The sequence below is a fragment of the Labrenzia sp. THAF35 genome (assembly GCF_009363595.1).
Lineage (GTDB): Bacteria > Pseudomonadota > Alphaproteobacteria > Rhizobiales > Stappiaceae > Roseibium > Roseibium algicola.
Window position 1 is genome coordinate 5,377,501 of sequence record NZ_CP045380.1, and the last position, 17,079, is coordinate 5,394,579.

Consider the following 17,079-nt stretch of genomic DNA (forward strand, 5'->3'; position numbering starts at 1 on the left):
ATTTTTTCCAGTCTTTTAAAGAATCGAAGCTCGCCCGATATTCCATTCAATTGAACTGGAGACGATGACAAATGGCGGAACTGGACTGGCACGCGGAGCGCAGCGACCTTCAGGGACTGGCGCAGCTTGACCGCGCACCCGCGGTGGAAGGGATCGATCTGGTGGCCGTGCGCACATACCGGCAGCAGCGTGTGCGGCAGAAGATGGCCGAATATGATGTTGATGCGGTAATCCTCTCCGACCCGGTCAACATCCGCTATGCGACCGGCACGCGGAACATGCAGGTTTTTTCCATGCGCAATGCCCCGTCGCGCTACCTGCTGCTGACCCAGAACCGCTCCATTCTTTTCGAGTTCACCGGCTGTCTTCATCTTGGAGAGGGCTATGAAACCGTCGATGAGGTCCGCCCCTCTAAAACCGCGAGCTTCGTCGCTGCCGGTCCTCATATTGCAGAGCGCGAACGCGCCTGGGCGGCGGAGATGGCCGATACCATTCATGAGCTGACAGGCTTGAAGGACGCCACGGTGGGGCTGGAACGGCTTAATGCAGGAACGGCCATCGCGCTGAAAGAAGCCGGGCTCAACGTGGTCGACGCGCAGCAACCCGTGGAGATGGCGCGCGCGATCAAATCGCCGGAAGAAATGAAATGCGTGATTGCTTCGTTGCGCGCGACGGAAACAGGCGTCGGCAAGCTGCGTGAAGCAATTCGCCCGGGGCTTACCGAAGCCGAACTCTGGTCAGTGCTGCACAAGTCGATCATCGCGCAGAACGGCGACTATGTCGAAACGAGGCTGCTGAATGCTGGCGCGCGCACCAATCCATGGTTCCAGGAAACATCTGACAACGTCATCGGCGCGAACGAGCTGATAGCCCTCGATACGGATGTTGTCGGCTGCCATGGTTATTATGCCGACTTTTCACGCACCTTCCACTCCGGTCCGGACCGGCCGACGGACACCCAGCGCGAACTTTACAAGGTCGCCTACGAACAGGTTCACTACAACATGGGCATTCTGAAGCCCGGAATGAGCTTCCGGGAATATGCCGACCGGGCGTGGAACATCCCCGACCGCTACTATGCCAACCGCTACTACCTGTCTGCCCATGGCTGCGGCATGACCGGCGAATACCCCTATCTCTATCACCATGGCGACTTTCCGGACGCCGGTTATGACGGTGTTGTGGAACCGGGCATGACACTTTGTGTCGAAAGCTACATTGGCGAGGATGGTGCCAAGGAAGGCGTCAAGCTGGAGCAGCAGGTCCTGATCACCGAAACCGGCATCGAGACACTGTCGATGTTTCCGTTCGAGGCACATCTGCTGACCTGATGAGCAGCTCAGCTCCGGAGCGCCAGGACAAGGGCAAACAAACCGACGAAAACGAGGCTGGTTGCCCAGACCCTGTCCAGGTTGAACCACGCCTTTTGCAGGAACCGCAGGCCCAGCCAGAAATAGACGCCGATGGCCAGCAGGCCACCGGCAAGCGCCATGGCGAGCGTGTGGACCGCGGCCACGAGCAACGCCATCCTGAAATCTGCCCCCATGAGTGTTCCGGCCGCCGCGTGGCCTGCCTCCTGCTCCATTGCGCAGATGCCCAGGTAGATCGGCACCAGCATGAGCCCTGCCCCATGGGCAATCGCCACCAGAAAGGACCAGAGGCCAAGCTTCGCCGGTGAAATACGGGCCAGAAAGCGCGGATGGCGATCAGCGATCAGCAGGTACAGCCCCATGCCGATCACCAGACAGGCGGCGCCAATGCGGATTTCCCGTTCCAGGGAAACCAGCGTGATCATTGCCGAAAAAGGCAAGAGAATAACCAGCATTGCCGCCAGATGCCCGACCGCCAGCAGCAACAACGCACGCGGCAGGGCCAACGCGCGTTGTTCCATCAAGGCAGCAGACACCGCCAGCGGCCAACCCATGCCCGGGTTCACGCCGTGATAGAGACCAGACGCAATGACGGCCCACCAGAGAGCCGACAAACTTGCCTCTTCCAAAACCTAGACCGACGGGAAGCAGAAACTGTCGGTAGAGCAGTCCCCGCCTTCAAGCCGGATCTGGTGCGACCTGTAGCCTGCCGGGAATTCGACCCAGAAATCCGGATCGAGCGTCAGTCCGCCACCCGCTCCAACACGAGCCATCACCATCGCGGCGCCGCGCTCGCCCGGATAGAACTGTTCGTCCCAGGTGGAATAGAGCGAGTTGGTCCAATAGACGCGCTGACCATCCCGGCTGATTTCGACCATTTGCGGTCCGTAACCGAAGTCCTTGCCGTTCGGGTGTTTCGTCTTCTTCACGATCCCGCCGATCTCGACCTTGCCGGCGAGCGTCGGGTTCATTGGGTCGGAGACATCATACTGATGCATTTCACCGGTGCCCCAGCATGCGACATAGAGATATTTGTCATCGAGACTCAGGTCGATGTCGGTCACCAGCGGTGGAACTGCGGAAAACCCCTTCAGCATTTCAGGCAGGTCTGCGGGATCGGCCGGCTGCGGGTCGATGGTGATGGTCTTCCTGGCTTCAAACGTGCCATCGTCCTTGCGCCACCAGGTGAAGATCGCCCCTTGCAGGTTGGTTGTGTCGACGACAACGCCACAAAAGCCGTATTGTTTGGCGGGATCGTGGGCAGGGCGAACCTCGAGCGCCATCTGGTGGTTTTCGCCCAGATCGATGGTCTGGATGTTCTTTCGCCCGCGCAGATCCCAGAAATGAAGGCTGTGGCCGTATTTATTGGACAGAAGGTCTTCTGCAACGAGACCGTTCTCGAACTGCGGCGGCAGTCCCCACTCCGACGACACCATGTAGTCGCGCGGCAGGTTCCACCAGAAATCATAGTGTTTGTCCTGGATGCCACGATCCATTTCATATCGGCCGAGAATGTCGAAGGTCTCGCAGTCCATGATGAAGATGCCCGGAGGCCCGTCGGTGCCATCCGCACCGCCTCCCCCAAGGGTCGAGACATAGATGCCTTCCGGCCCGCAATGAATGGTGTGCGGGCGGGAATAGCCTGTCTTGGCGAAGACTTCTTCCGGTTCGATGATCTTGTGAATTTTCGCTTGAAGCGGCTCTTTCACGTCAATGACGTAGATGCGCGACGACCGGATGCCCGGGATGATCAGGTAACGGCGCTCGAGAAAGGCGTGTCCTGTCAGTGGCGACAGCGCCGAGGAACAGGCGTTCCACCCGAAATGGTGGAATTCGTCTCCCTTGTTCGGCATGAAGACGGTATGCACGATCTTGCCGTAGTCAGGACTTTGCGGATCGACATTGACGACAGCCAGACCATCGGGTTGAGAGAAATCTGGACTGAGCATCAAGATGAAAGCCAGCTTCTCAACCGGCGCTTCCATAGCCATGCGCGGCGTCGGATAAAAACTCGGATCGGGCCTTAAATTCATGTCGTCCTCCCTAAACGTGATGACATTCAAGACGGGATGTCCGCATTCCTTTTCTTGTTGTTACCGACCTCCCGAATTCGTCTCCTATGCTGCTTGTGCTGCATTTTGCAGCCGGGCCGCGCCAATGATCACGGTGCCGACCATTGGCATTTCCAAATGCGACTTTAGTACAATGCCTGAAATACGATCAGGGGTCGATGGCGAAAACGCATCCTAACTTTGATGAAGAAGAAAGAACAGAAAACCTCGAAACGGGAACTTATCGCGACCCGGTTTCAACCATGTCCGATTTTGCGCAATAATTTGCCTCAGAACAAAAATCGACCCTAGGCAATCCTGCCATTGCCGCCTATTTAATCGTAAGATTGCGATGGATCGAACCAACCTTGGCTCCGATCCACGCCTTCCTTTACTGCCCGACCCGTTCCGGAGACCCTTTCACATGAGTGACCCGACCTACACCCCGCCCAAAGTCTGGACCTGGGAACAGCCGAGCGGCGGCCAGTTCGCCAATATCAATCGGCCGATTTCCGGTTCAACCCACGAAAAGGACCGGCCTGTCGGCAAGCATCCGCTTCAGCTTTATTCTCTGGCGACCCCGAACGGCGTCAAGGTGACGGTGATGCTCGAGGAGTTGCTCGCACTCGGTCACAAGGGCGCTGAATATGATGCCTGGCTGATCAAGATCAACGAAGGCGATCAATTCTCCAGTGGTTTCGTGGAAGCCAATCCCAATTCCAAGATCCCGGCCCTTGTCGACCACTCGACCGAAACCCCGACGCGCGTGTTCGAATCCGGTTCCATTCTGCTGTATCTGGCCGAGAAATTCGGTGAATTCCTGCCCAAGGATCCGGCGAAACGCACCGAAACGCTGAACTGGCTGTTCTGGCAGATGGGATCCGCCCCTTATCTTGGCGGCGGCTTCGGCCATTTCTACGCCTATGCGCCGGAAAAGTACCAATACCCCATCGATCGCTTCGCAATGGAAGCCAAGCGTCAGCTTGACGTCCTCGACAAGGCGCTGGCTGATCGCCCTTACATCGCCGGTGACGACTACACCATCGCCGACATGGCGATCTTCCCCTGGTATGGCGGAATGGTTCTTGGCCGCGCCTATGACGCGGCGGAATTCCTCTCCGTTCACGAATACAAGAATCTCCTGGCCTGGGCCCAGAAGATCGATGCTCGCCCGGCGGTTGTTCGCGGGCGCAAGGTGAACCGGACCTGGGGAGAAGATCACGAGCAGCTTCCGGAGCGTCATGATGCCGCGGATCTGGACGCAAAAGCCGCTCTGGACCCTGCTGCAGAATAAATTTTCGTCCGGCAGCGGCTCTTTCCCCAGGAACCGCTGCCGGGGTTTTACGCACGACCAGTCTTTGGTCATTTTGCCTTGATGTGTGTATAGGGCCGGGAAAATTTACTAATTCCGGGCCCTATTTGAGTATTCCGACTGCCGAATGCCCTCGCCCACAGTTTCCGATACCCCTATTTTGTAAATCCCGTGAAATTTATATCGCGCTGCTCTCACTGTGCAGTGCGGTAATACCCTCCAAATTCAATCGCAAGACACCTTGTCATAAGTAATATTTTCGTTTCTAAATTCGCAGCACGTTTGTGAGGGACAGGACGCACGGGGGGAGTTTGTTAGCCAATCCGGCCAACTTGCCCTTACCTGAGGCCAATTCCTCGACACTTGCTGGAGAGACGTATGCCAGAAGCCCTAAAGATCGGCACACCAAAGGAAACCTTCCCCGGGGAGAACCGTGTGGCGATGACACCCGAATCCGCAAAGCAGCTGCAGAAGCTTGGCTTCTCCTGCCTTGTGCAAAGCGGAGCCGGGACCGCCGCCGGATTTTCCGACCAGGCTTATGAAGAAGCCGGCGTTGAAATCGTCAAGACTGCCGCAAGTCTTTGGAAGAAATCGGACATCGTAACCAAGGTCCGGCAGCCCGATGACAAGGAATTGGACTATCTGACAAAGGACAAGACCCTGATTTCCTTCTTCAACCCGGGTGGGAACACCGACGGGCTGGAAAAGGCGAAGGAATCGGGCGCCAGCGTCATTGCCATGGAGATGGTGCCGCGTATCTCGCGTGCCCAGAAGATGGATGCTCTCAGCTCCATGGCCAACATCGCCGGATATCGCGCCGTTATCGAGGCGGGCAACAATTTCGGCCGCTTCTTCACCGGCCAGATCACTGCTGCGGGCAAGGTACCGCCTGCGAAAGTCTTGGTCGTGGGAGCAGGCGTCGCGGGTCTTGCGGCCATCGGCACATCTACGTCGCTCGGCGCGATCACCTATGCATTCGACGTGCGCCCGGAAGTGGCCGAGCAGGTCGAATCGATGGGCGCTGAATTCGTTTATCTGGATTTTGAAGAAGAACAGCAGGATGGCGCTGCGACCGGCGGTTATGCCAGCGTTTCCTCACCAGAGTTCCGCGAAGCCCAGCTTGCAAAATTCCGGGAACTGGCTCCGGAGATGGACATTGTCATCACCACGGCACTGATCCCGAACAGGGATGCACCGAAGCTGTGGCTGGAAGACATGGTCAAGGCCATGAAGCCGGGCTCGGTCATCGTCGATCTTGCCGCCGAACGCGGCGGCAACGCGGAAGGAACGGTCAAGGACGAGAAGGTCGTCACCGAGAATGGTGTCACGATCATCGGCTATACCGACTTCCCCTCGCGCATGGCCGCTCAATCGTCCACGCTTTATGCCACCAACATCCGCCATATGCTGACCGACCTGACGCCCGAGAAGGATGGTCAGATCGTTCACAACATGGAAGACGACGTCATCCGTGGCGCGACCGTGACCCATGAAGGCGAGATCACCTTCCCGCCGCCGCCTCCCAAGGTGCAGGCAATCGCGGCGAAATCGAAGGAAAAGCCGAAGGAACTGACGGCGGAAGAAAAGCGTGCGCAGGAAACTGCCGCCTTCAAGGCGCAGACCAAGCAGCAGGTGACCCTGCTGGCGGTCGGTGGCCTGCTTCTGCTGCTGGTGGGCCTCATCGCCCCGGCCAGCTTCATGCAGCATTTCATCGTTTTCGTGCTCTCGGTATTCGTCGGTTTCCAGGTGATCTGGAACGTCAGTCACTCGCTGCACACGCCGCTGATGGCTGTCACCAACGCCATTTCGTCGATCATCATTCTCGGCGCGCTGATGCAGATCGGATCCGGATCGTTCCTGGTCATCCTGCTGGCAGGCTTGTCCGTCTTCATGGCCGGGATCAACATCTTCGGCGGTTTCCTCGTCACCCGGCGCATGCTCGCCATGTTCCAGAAATCCTAAGGAGGCCGGCAGATGGAATTCGGTTTCACGACCGCCGTTTACGTTGTTGCGGCTGTTCTGTTCATCCTGTCTCTGGGAGGCCTTTCCGGCCAGGAAAGCGCCAAGCGCGCCATCTGGTACGGTATCGCTGGCATGGGACTGGCCGTTGTTGCCACCCTGATCGGTCCGGGCTCCGGCCTGTGGCTCCTGTCCCTCATCCTGATCGCTGCTGGCGGCATCATCGGTTATTTCGTGGCGCAGCGCGTCCAGATGACCGAAATGCCCCAGCTGGTCGCCGCCATGCACTCGCTCGTGGGTCTGGCCGCCGTGTTCGTCGGCTACAATGCCTATATCGAGCTCGGCAACGTGCTGGCGATGGGCGAGGAAGAGCGCAATGCGCTTGAGGGCTTCGCCGCTATCCTGGCGCACAAGACCCCGATCGAACAGTCGATCCTGAAGGTTGAAGTGTTCCTTGGCGTCTTCATCGGTGCCGTCACCTTCACCGGCTCTGTCGTCGCTTTCGGCAAGCTGGCCGGCAAGCTGACCTCCAAGGCGGAAAAACTGCCTGGTGGCCACATGCTGAACGCAGGTGCGGCCGCACTCAGCGTCATCTTGTTGCTGATGTTCCTGAACGGGGCCGGCATCTGGACGCTGGTACTGATGACGCTGCTGGCGTTCTTCATCGGTTACCACCTGATCATGGGCATCGGCGGCGCCGACATGCCTGTTGTGGTGTCGATGCTGAACTCCTATTCGGGCTGGGCCGCGGCCGCCATCGGCTTCTCGCTCGGCAACGATCTGCTGATCGTCGTCGGCGCGCTCGTCGGGTCTTCCGGTGCGATCCTGTCCTACATCATGTGCAAGGCGATGAACCGCTCGTTCGTCTCCGTTATCCTCGGCGGCTTCGGCAACACCACCGGTCCGGCCATGGAAGTGGAAGGCGAACAGATCGCCATCGACAGCGATGGTGTTGTTGCGGCGCTTGAAGATGCCGACAGCGTCATCATCGTTCCGGGCTATGGCATGGCAGTTGCCCAGGCACAGCAGTCGGTCAGCGAACTGACCAAGCGCCTGCGCTCCAAGGGCAAGGAAGTGCGTTTCGCGATCCACCCGGTCGCAGGTCGTCTTCCCGGCCACATGAACGTGCTCCTGGCCGAAGCCAAGGTGCCGTATGACATCGTTCTGGAAATGGACGAGATCAACGAGGACTTCCCGTCAACGGATGTCGTGATCGTCATTGGTTCCAACGACATCGTCAATCCGGCTGCCCAGGAAGACCCGAACTCGCCTATCGCCGGCATGCCGGTTCTGGAAGTCTGGAAAGCGAAGCAGGTCTTCGTTTCCAAGCGCGGCCAGGGCACCGGTTACTCCGGCATCGAGAACCCGCTGTTCTACAAGGAGAACACGCGCATGTTCTACGGCGACGCCAAGGCCAGCCTCGACAAGCTGCTGACCCAGATCGGCTAAGTCTGAGTGACGAGATATCGAGAAGCCGTCCCGGGAGACCGGGGCGGCTTTTTTGATGGCAGAGCCACGCCCCTCCACCGTCATTCCGGACAAGCGCAACACAAGTTGCGCTCCGCTCCGGAACCCAGATATCAGCGTGAGCGCAGCGAACATCGTCGCTCTTTCAATTCCGGTTCGGTGTGCCGTTGGCACGAATATATCTGGATTCCGGATCGGCGTTCGGCTTCGCCTTACTTGTCCGGAATGACGGCCCCAAAAAACAAAGGCCACCTGAATATCACCAGGTGGCCTTAGTGTTGTTTCTAAAAGAAGTGCCCTATCCGCGCAGCCGGGCGCCGTCCTTGTCGAAATAGAACGACTTGCCTTCCGCGATGCCGAACCTCAACTCAGCACCCGGCTTGATCTCGTGCTGGCCGAAGAGGCGTGCAGTGATCTGCTGGTCTTGCACCTTCGCGATCACGTTGGTGTCGCCGCCGAGCTGTTCCACATGCTGCACAGACGCTTTCAGTTGCCCCTGGTCGCTCAGGAACAGGTCTTCCGGGCGCACTCCCAACGTGCGGGCATCGCCTTCACTGACCAGGCTTGCGGGCATGAAATTCATGGCCGGAGACCCGAGGAACCCTGCCACGAACTGGTTGACCGGATTGTTGTAAAGCTCCATCGGGCTGCCGATCTGCTCGACGCGGCCAGCGCGCAGAACCACGATCTTGTCGGCCAGCGTCATGGCTTCGGACTGGTCGTGGGTCACATAGATCATCGAGGTCTTGAGTTGCTGATGCAGGTTGGCGATCTCCAGCCTTGTGTTCATGCGCAGCGCTGCATCAAGGTTCGACAGCGGTTCGTCGAACAGAAACAGTTTCGGATGGCGCACGATGGCCCGGCCGATCGCGACACGCTGGCGCTGGCCACCGGAGAGTTCCGACGGATAGCGGTCGAGATAGTCCTCCAGGTTCAGCATGCGGGTCGCCTCGGCAACGCGCTGGTCGATCACCTGCTTGCTCTGCTTTTCCTGCTTGAGCGCCAGTGTCATGTTGTTGCGCACGTTCAAATGCGGATAAAGCGCGTAGCTCTGGAACACCATGGCAATGCCGCGTTTGGACGGCGGCGTCGTGTTCACGATCTCCCCGCCGATACTGACCTCGCCGGAGGAGACGTCTTCAAGACCTGCGATGACCCGCAACAAGGTGGACTTGCCACACCCTGACGGTCCGACGAAGACGACAAACTCGCCGTCTTCCACTTCGAGATTGATGTCCCTCAGGACATGGACGTTGCCGAACGACTTGTTGACGTTGGTCAGGGTTAGCGCCGTCATGGCGTTAGCTCCTTTAGCATGACTGAGTGACCGGTGCGGATGCTCTCGTCGGCGGCAAGGCAAATTGCCAGCGACCGGACGGCATCCAGCATGTGCCGGTTGAGATCGATGTTTTCCGAAATCGCACGAAGCATGAAAGCCTGCTCGGCGTCGCAAAGTTCCTGATGGCCGGGTTCACCCGGCAGATCGATGCGCCGGTCACCTTCCGGGCGATGGACCAGAAGCCCGCCGACCCTGGTGTGGCCGTCAACATCGGCCGATGCGCCCTTGTCGTCCTCGACTATCGAAACGGAGCCTGCGGTCGAAACGACATCCTTCACGAAGAAGGCGGTCTCGGACATCATCGGCCCCCACCCGGCTTCGTACCAGCCGACCGAGCCATCGTCGAAGAAGACCTGAAACTGGCCGTAGTTGTACATATCCGGGCCGATTTCGTCGGAAAGCCGCAGCCCCATGCCGTGCACCTTCACGGGTTCGGCGTCGGTAATCTGGCACCAGACATCGACATAATGCACACCGCAATCGACGATGGGAGCAGTCGTCTGCATCAGGGCCTTGTGGGTTTCCCACTCCGCTCCCGAGCTCTGCTGATTGAGGTTCATGCGGAAGACATATGGTCCGCCGAGCCCCCGCGCCTCCTCAATCAGCCGTACCCAGGACGGATGATGCCGCAGGATATAGCCGACCGCGAGTTTGCGGCCGGTTTCCCCGGCGCAAGCAACCACCCGCTTTGCATCGGCCACGGTTGTCGCCAACGGTTTTTCGACAAATACATGAGCGCCTGCCTGCATCGCCGCAACCGCATAATCTGCATGGGTATCGGAATAGGTGGAGATCACCACCAGGTCCGGTTTGGTCGTGTCCAGTCCCTGCGCGTAATCCGTGAACACCGGATAGCCCGCAAGATCCGGATGGGTCACCCGTCCGGAACGGTTGACGAGACCGACGATCTCGGCGTCCGCATGCTTGTGGTGAGCCAGGGCGTGGGAAAGTCCCATGTTGCCAAGGCCGACGATCAGAACCCGGATCATTTGACAGCTCCCGAGGTGATGCCGCGAATGAGCTGGCGTGAGAAGATGACGTAAAGGACGAGCACCGGCAGGATCGCCATCGAAAGCGCGGACAGGACCGCGTTCCAGTCGGTAACGAACTGGCCGATGAACACCTGACTGCCCAGGGTCAGGGTCTTGGTTTCTTCAGCAGGCGCCAGGATCAGCGGGAACCACAGATCATTCCAGATCGGGATCATGTTGAAGACGGCAACTGTCGCCATCGCCGGACGCACGAGCGGCAGCACAAGGCGGAAGAAGATCGTGTATTCCGAGAGCCCGTCGATACGTCCGGCGTTCTTCAGATCGTCTGACACCTGCCGCATGAACTCGCTCAGGATAAAGACAGCCAGCGGCAGCCCCTGCGCCGTATAGACCAGGATCAGCGCCATCAGCGAGTTGACCAGACCGGTGGCAACCATCATTTCCAGTATGGCCACGGTGCCGATCCGGATCGGGATCATGATGCCGAGTGCCAGATAAAGGCCCATCAGCATGTTGCCCTTGAAGCGGTATTCGCTCAGGGCGAAGGCCGCCATTGCCCCGAACAGCAAGATGAAGGTCAAGGACACCACAGTGACGATCATGGAATTCTGGAAGTAGAGGAAAAAATCCCCCTGCTTCATGACCGTCTGGTAGCCGATCATCGAGAAGCTTTCGGCATCCGGCAGTGCCAGCGGTTCCCTGAAGATCGCCTTGCGGGTCTTGAAGCTGTTGACCAGGATCACGAAGACCGGGAACAGCGCGATCAGCGTATAGAGGATCAGGGCGCCGTGCATGGCGGCGGTGTTGAGCGGGTTGGTACGCGCCTTGTTCATGTGACGACCTCCCTTACAGCTGATATCTGCGCATCCGGGTCTGGATGCCGAAGAGGTAGAGACAGACGCCGATCAGGATGATCGCGAACATGGCGCTTGCGATTGCCGAACCCATGTAGGGATCACCCAGCTGAAGCTGGAATCCGAAGAACGTGCGGTACATGAAGGTGCCGAGAATATCGGTCGAGAAGTCCGGCCCGGCCAGTGCTCCCTGTGCCGTGTAGATCAGGTCGAAGGCGTTGAAATTGCCGACGAAGGTCAGGATCGAAATGATGCCGATGGACGGCAGGATCAGCGGCAGCTTGATCTTCCAGAAGGCCGACATGCCGGTGATGCCGTCAATTTCGCCAGCTTCCAGTATCTCTTCGGGAATGGACAGCAGCGCGGCATAGATGAGCATCATCGGGATGCCCACGAACTGCCAGACCGAAATGAGCGACAACGTGGTAAGTGCGTACTCTTCCTTGCCGAGCCAGGGCGCGAACAGGAACTTCAGACCGACGGCATCCAGCATGGACGGAGCGATGCCCCAGATCGGCGACAGGATCAGCTTCCATGCGAAACCGACAATCACGAAGGACAGAATTGTGGGAATGAAGATCGCCGAGCGGTAGAAGGCCGCAAACCGCAGTCGCGGATGGCTGAGGATGGCCGCCAGGGCGATGCCGATCGGGTTCTGAACCAGCATGTGAATGATGAAGAACCAGAAATTGTTCCCCAACGCGTTCCAGAACTGATCCGACCAGAGCGGATCGCCAAGAAGCGTGGTGAAATTCTGCAGCCCCACGAAGACGCGCTCCTGGTCAATCTTGCTGTAGAGGGCAAGACGAAGCGTGTTGAAGAGGGGAAAGATCATCACGGCCGTGTAAACAAGGACCGCTGGGGCCAGGAACACGACGATATGCCAGCGGAAGCGAGGCCTGCTCATAAAAAGCTCCGGTCAAATGCCCCGGGCAAGCAGACGCCTGCCCGGGATATAGACGTCCCTGGGGCAGGCAGAAGTCTGCCCGGGATATAGACTTCCCTTGGGCAGACAGAGGCCTGTCCAGGTCCAGAGTTCCCGGGCGATGCGAACACCGCCAAGGAACCGTTTGTCATTCGTGCAGATTACTTCTGCGGCTCGTACCAGCTCGCCAGACCATCCTGCAGCTTCTTGCCAAGTGCCTCAGGCGTTTCCGTACCCTTGATAGCGGCAGCGGATGCGCCCCAGGTTTCGTTTTCCAGGTTCGGCGTGCCGCGGGACAGGATCTGGTAGGTGGACCTGATGGTGCTTTCGCACTCGCCGCGCCAGCTGGCGAATTCCTTCGCAAGCGGATCTTCCAGTTCAACCGGCGTCTTGGAGAGCGGGAAGAAGCCCGGCAGAGCGTTGCCGAAGATGGTGGCGAATTCAGGAGAAGCCACCCAAGCCAGGAATTCCTTGGCCTGTTCGGGATGCTCGGTCTTGGCGTTCATGCCGATGCCGATGTCGGTATGATCGGAGATGTAGCACTTGTCGCCAGCGTTGCGGAGCGGCGGCTTGAAAGCACCCATTTCGAAATCGGCCTGGGTGTTGAAGCCCGAAATTTCCCAGCTGCCGGCCGGATAGACCGCTGCACGGCCAAGCGTGAAGATGTTCTGGCTGTCCGGATAGGTCTGGGCCTCGTAGCCATCGCCAAGGTAAGGTGCCCATTTTGCCAGCGTGGCGTAAGGGGCAACCCACTGCTCGTCGGTGAGCTTCTGCTCGCCGGCGATCAGAGCCTTGCGGCCTTCCTCACCCTTCCAGTAGTTCGGACCGATGTTGTTGTAGCCCATGGTGGCCGCTTCCCACTGGTCATTGGTGCCCATGGCCATCGGGATATAGGTGCCGTCTTCCTTGATCTTGTCGAGAGCGGCGAAGAACTCTTCCTCGGTCGTCGGGACTTCGATGCCCAGTTCGTTGAAAGCATCCTTGTTGTAGATGAAGCCGTGGATCACGGCAGCCATCGGCACACAAAAGCTTGCCGATCCGTCGTCCGTCTGCCAGGCGGCCTTGGCAACGTCAGAGAAGTTGTTCATGGCGTCCATGTCGGACAAGTCCGCCAGGTGTCCGGCATCATAAAGCGCCAGCGAGGCGTCGAACGGACGGCAGGTGATCAGGTCACCCGCGGAACCGGCATCAAGCTTGGAGTTCAGTACGGCATTGTATTCTGTCGGTGCGGACGGGGTGAATTTCACCTTGATGCCCGGATGCGAGGCTTCAAAAGCCGGAATGATCTTTTCCTGCCACAGCGCCAGATCGTCGTTGCGCCAGCTTTCGATCGTCAGCGTGACATCTTCAGCAAAAGCAGTCGACGTAAAGAGCGCAGTGCTGGCCATCGCCAGAGCTAGAATATTGCGTTTCATAAGACACCTCCGAAAAGTTCCATCCATTGCTGGACGTTCAAAATTGTCCGTTCACGGCGTTGGAGCCCGTCCCGCTTCCCGGCGCGGCCGGCCCTAATGGGACCTTCCGTTGCCATTCGCGTTTTTGTTTTACCGCCAGATACAGAACAATATGCGCCGGAGAGCATCAGCCCTCCTGCTCATTTCATATAATACCTATTTGATACCACTTGTCGACCTATTAGTTTGAAATCGTGAAAATCATTTTTCACAGGCCGAATCGCCCATTCACGCAGCTTATTGGTATTATATTGGATTTGTTTTTTCAGCCTTTCAGGCTCAGAGGTATTGTTTTGCCACGTTCAGCAAACGCCGAAATCCGGCGGATTTCCGCCTGTCCGGTGTTGTCTTGTAAATAACTGGCATTACTCCAGCCGGAACAAATGCTTTGGCCCTCTTGCGAGCTGGTTTCTGCACAGTCCTGTCCTGCACGGTCGCGAGAGCTGTTCAGTCGAGGTCCCGCTTCAGAGATCAGGCATAACAATCTGTTTTCTAAAAGAAATAAGAACCAGCCGCCTGAAACAGGCCTCCACACCCAGACCCGTTTTCCGAAACCGACCCGGGCAACAGCGCACTTGAATGGTTGCGATTGAAAAAGAAACGGCGGATGCTGCCTGTGCCGCTGCGTCTTCCACAGTACAGCCCCAAAAACTCGCTCTTCCTGGAGCGCAACAGTCGCGCCGGCTCAAGCCACCTCGTTACCACCTGCCCCAACTGCCCGCATTTTCCGATCGGGCCAGAGCCACAAACGGGCAGGCCTAATCCTTGTCGAACAGGAAATAGTCGGGCCACAGATCCTGAAAGGTGCCGATATCGATCTGAAGCTTGTTGAGATGGTTGTTCATATTGGCAACCGCAGCATCTGCATGGCCCTTTTCGATCGCTTCCAGAACAGCGGCATGTTCGCCGACGATCAGTTGCATCCGGCCTTCCTGCGGCAGCGTCAGCCTGCGGTAGCGCTCCACCTGCAGCCTGATCTTCTCGATCATGTTCCAGATGCCCGGGTAACCGCTGGCTGCGGCGATACCGGAATGAAACGCATTGTCCGCCTCGTGGAAGGCCTGTTCGTCGCCTTTGTCGGCCAGCTCCTGCTCGCGCTGGACTATCGCCCGCAGCCCCATCAACTGGCTCTTGCTCGCCTTCATCGTGGCTTCGCGAACGCAGACTTCCTCCAACGCTTTCCTCGCGACGATGGCCTCGCGCAATTCGGAAACGGGAATCCTGGCAACGAAGGTGCCGGACTTCGGGAAAACGTCGACAAGGTTCTCTTCCGCCAGCCGCAAGATCGCCTCGCGAACCGGCGTTCGGCTGATGCCGTATTTTTCGGTCAGGTCTTTTTCCGCCAGCGGCGAACCAGGTGGCAGCGTGACATTTATGATCGCGTTACGCAGGTCCTGGTAGACGATTTCCGAGTTGCGGGCCGCCCGTCTGGCGGTCCCGGAAGCTGCACCGCGTGGCGGTGCATTTTTCGCTCTCGGCTTGCGCGTCTTGCCTTCGGCAGAAGGCGTTTCATCCAGTGATACGGCCATCGTCTTTCCTGAAACCAAGAGGTTCGAAGATGCAGCTGAACTGAGCCTATCTGCTTCGAATTCCTACAGTTTCTCCCCCTCTTTTCCGGTTTACTAGCAATCCAGCAAAGGGATGACCAGCCGAATTCGTTTGCATTCTGACAATATGTCATATACGTAAAATAACTTGTATACCAGTTATACAAGATAGGCCGATTGAGTGGAGGAGCTCGACCCCGGCCGACGGGAGGACAGACATGATTGGAAGAACGATGAAGCGCGGCCTTCTGGCCGCCGCGATGACACTTGCCCTGGCTGGACAGTCCTGGGCGGCGGACCTGAAATGGGCGCATGTCTATGAGGAAGGATCCAGCTACCACAAATGGGCGCTGTGGGCCGCAGACCAGATCAAGGAAAAAACGGATGGCCGCGTGACCATCTCGGTCTACCCGGCCTCGTCACTCGGCAAGGAAGCAGAGATCAACGAAGGCCTGACCATCGGGTCCGTCGACATGATCTATACCGGGCCCAACTTCGCCGAACGCGATTACGGTCCGATCGCCATTTCCGACTATCCCTTCATGCTGAAGAACTATGATCACTGGAAGGCCTACCGGGACAGTGACCTCTTCAGCGACCTTTCCAATGGCTACAAGGAAGCGACCGGTCACACGGTGATGGCCATCACCTGGTACGGCTACCGCCATGTGACATCCAAGTTTCCGATCACAAAACCGGACGACATGAAGGGTTTGAAGATCCGTGTGCCCGATTCACCGCTGATGGTGCTGTTCCCGAATGCAGTTGGCGCCAACCCGACACCGATCGCCTTTTCCGAAGTGTACCTGGCGTTGCAGCAGGGCGTTGTCGACGCCCAGGAAAACCCTCTGCCGACGATCAAGTTCAAGAAGTTCTACGAGGTCCAGTCCAACATCAATCTGACCGGCCATATCGGCAATTCGCTGATCATCGTCGTTTCCGAAAACGCGATGGGGCAGCTGGGGGACGATGCGGCCACCGTGGACGCAGTTCTGAAGGAAGCCGCCGCGCAGAATGCGGACGAGATCTATCAGTCGGAACAGGACCTTGTGCAGTGGTTCGTTGATCAGGGCATCCAGATAAACGAAGTCGACAAGGCTGCTTTCCAGGCAGCTGTCGAGCCGATCCTGACCGATGAATCCAAGGTTCCCTATACCCAGGAACACTACGAGCGGATGCAGGCTCTCGCTCAATGACGCAAAGCAACGATGCCGTGGCTGACCAAACGAAACAGGCCACCGCACAATCGGAGCAAGGGCGCGCGGACGGCGCGCCCGAACTGCTTCACTTTGACGAGACCGAAACCGACCTCAGCGCGCTGAAATGGATCGATGCCCCCGGCATTCTGGTCTTCTGGGTCCTTGCCGTGGTCGTTTTCCTCCAGTTCTTCACTCGCTATGTGCTGAACGATTCCCTCGCGTGGACCGAGGAAGTGGCCCGTTATCTGCTGATACTGGTCTGCTTTCTTGGCGCAATCACCGCGACGCGGCGTGGTGCGCATATCACGCTCGAGTTTCTGATGCGCATGGTGCCACCGCGTCTTGCGAAAGCTCTGACCGTTCTGTCCCAGACGATCACGCTCGGTTTTTTCGCCTCCATGACCTGGATCGGTATCGAACTGACCCAGAAAACCCGGCAGAAGATGATTTCCCTGCCGATCCCGAAGGCATGGATCTACACGATCTGCGTCGTCGCTCTCGGACTGATGGCGTTCTACTCGGCCATCTGGCTGTGGCGCCGCCTTCGCCAAAGCCCCGAAGACCTCGTCCGCTCGCTGGACGACCACCTGCCAACCGATTGAAGAGTTTT

Annotated in this window: 14 protein-coding genes; 6 read left to right on the forward strand and 8 right to left on the reverse strand. The window is 58.2% G+C overall.

Annotated features, from left to right (window positions below):
• Positions 1–71: 71 nt before the first annotated feature.
• On the forward strand, positions 72–1,331 hold the full coding sequence (locus FIU93_RS24750; protein ID WP_152507057.1) for a Xaa-Pro peptidase family protein: 1,260 nt from the start codon (positions 72–74) through the stop codon (positions 1,329–1,331).
• Between the two features lie 8 nt (positions 1,332–1,339).
• Here the strand turns inward: FIU93_RS24750 and FIU93_RS24755 are convergent, their stop codons facing one another.
• Together FIU93_RS24755 and FIU93_RS24760 are read right to left on the reverse strand one after the other, a co-directional pair.
• Positions 1,340–1,924, reverse strand: a complete 585-nt coding sequence (locus FIU93_RS24755) for a hypothetical protein (protein WP_286202451.1) — start codon at positions 1,922–1,924, stop codon at positions 1,340–1,342.
• 78 nt (positions 1,925–2,002) lie between these two features.
• Positions 2,003–3,403 (reverse strand): selenium-binding protein SBP56-related protein, encoded by a 1,401-nt coding sequence (locus FIU93_RS24760; protein ID WP_152507059.1) that lies wholly within the window; start codon positions 3,401–3,403, stop codon positions 2,003–2,005.
• A gap of 442 nt (positions 3,404–3,845) precedes the next feature.
• Here FIU93_RS24760 and yghU point away from each other — a divergent pair, with 442 nt between their 5' ends.
• From yghU to FIU93_RS24775, 3 genes are all read left to right on the forward strand, one after another.
• Positions 3,846–4,715, forward strand: a complete 870-nt coding sequence (gene yghU / locus FIU93_RS24765; protein WP_062489222.1) for a glutathione-dependent disulfide-bond oxidoreductase — start codon at positions 3,846–3,848, stop codon at positions 4,713–4,715.
• Between the two features lie 396 nt (positions 4,716–5,111).
• The gene (locus FIU93_RS24770; protein ID WP_152507060.1) at positions 5,112–6,695 is read left to right on the forward strand and encodes a Re/Si-specific NAD(P)(+) transhydrogenase subunit alpha; all 1,584 of its coding nucleotides are present in this window, start codon (positions 5,112–5,114) and stop codon (positions 6,693–6,695) included.
• A gap of 12 nt (positions 6,696–6,707) precedes the next feature.
• Entirely contained in the window at positions 6,708–8,141 is a 1,434-nt protein-coding gene (locus FIU93_RS24775) for an NAD(P)(+) transhydrogenase (Re/Si-specific) subunit beta (protein WP_023000234.1), read from the forward strand.
• 316 nt (positions 8,142–8,457) lie between these two features.
• Here the strand turns inward: FIU93_RS24775 and FIU93_RS24780 are convergent, their stop codons facing one another.
• From FIU93_RS24780 to FIU93_RS24805, 6 genes are all read right to left on the reverse strand, one after another.
• Positions 8,458–9,456: an ABC transporter ATP-binding protein gene (locus tag FIU93_RS24780; RefSeq protein ID WP_152507061.1), complete on the reverse strand. Its 999-nt coding sequence runs from the start codon at positions 9,454–9,456 to the stop codon at positions 8,458–8,460.
• Positions 9,453–10,487, reverse strand: a complete 1,035-nt coding sequence (locus tag FIU93_RS24785) for a Gfo/Idh/MocA family oxidoreductase (protein WP_152507062.1) — start codon at positions 10,485–10,487, stop codon at positions 9,453–9,455. Before FIU93_RS24785 ends, FIU93_RS24780 begins: the two co-directional genes overlap by 4 nt.
• A complete protein-coding gene (locus FIU93_RS24790; protein ID WP_023000237.1) occupies positions 10,484–11,323 on the reverse strand; it encodes a carbohydrate ABC transporter permease in 840 nt (279 codons plus the stop codon). The genes FIU93_RS24785 and FIU93_RS24790 overlap by 4 nt, the downstream gene beginning before the upstream one ends.
• A 13-nt stretch (positions 11,324–11,336) precedes the next feature.
• Positions 11,337–12,251, reverse strand: a complete 915-nt coding sequence (locus tag FIU93_RS24795; RefSeq protein ID WP_023000238.1) for a sugar ABC transporter permease — start codon at positions 12,249–12,251, stop codon at positions 11,337–11,339.
• Between the two features lie 179 nt (positions 12,252–12,430).
• Complete coding sequence (locus FIU93_RS24800) at positions 12,431–13,684, reverse strand: ABC transporter substrate-binding protein (RefSeq protein WP_022997635.1); 1,254 nt, start codon at positions 13,682–13,684, stop codon at positions 12,431–12,433.
• 797 nt (positions 13,685–14,481) lie between these two features.
• A complete protein-coding gene (locus FIU93_RS24805; protein WP_152507063.1) occupies positions 14,482–15,252 on the reverse strand; it encodes a GntR family transcriptional regulator in 771 nt (256 codons plus the stop codon).
• A gap of 236 nt (positions 15,253–15,488) precedes the next feature.
• Between FIU93_RS24805 and FIU93_RS24810 the strand changes: the two genes are divergently transcribed.
• Together FIU93_RS24810 and FIU93_RS24815 are read left to right on the forward strand one after the other, a co-directional pair.
• On the forward strand, positions 15,489–16,466 hold the full coding sequence (locus FIU93_RS24810) for a sialic acid TRAP transporter substrate-binding protein SiaP (protein WP_031268038.1): 978 nt from the start codon (positions 15,489–15,491) through the stop codon (positions 16,464–16,466).
• 17 nt (positions 16,467–16,483) lie between these two features.
• Positions 16,484–17,071, forward strand: a complete 588-nt coding sequence (locus FIU93_RS24815; protein ID WP_173017403.1) for a TRAP transporter small permease — start codon at positions 16,484–16,486, stop codon at positions 17,069–17,071.
• The last annotated feature ends 8 nt before the right edge of the window (positions 17,072–17,079 follow it).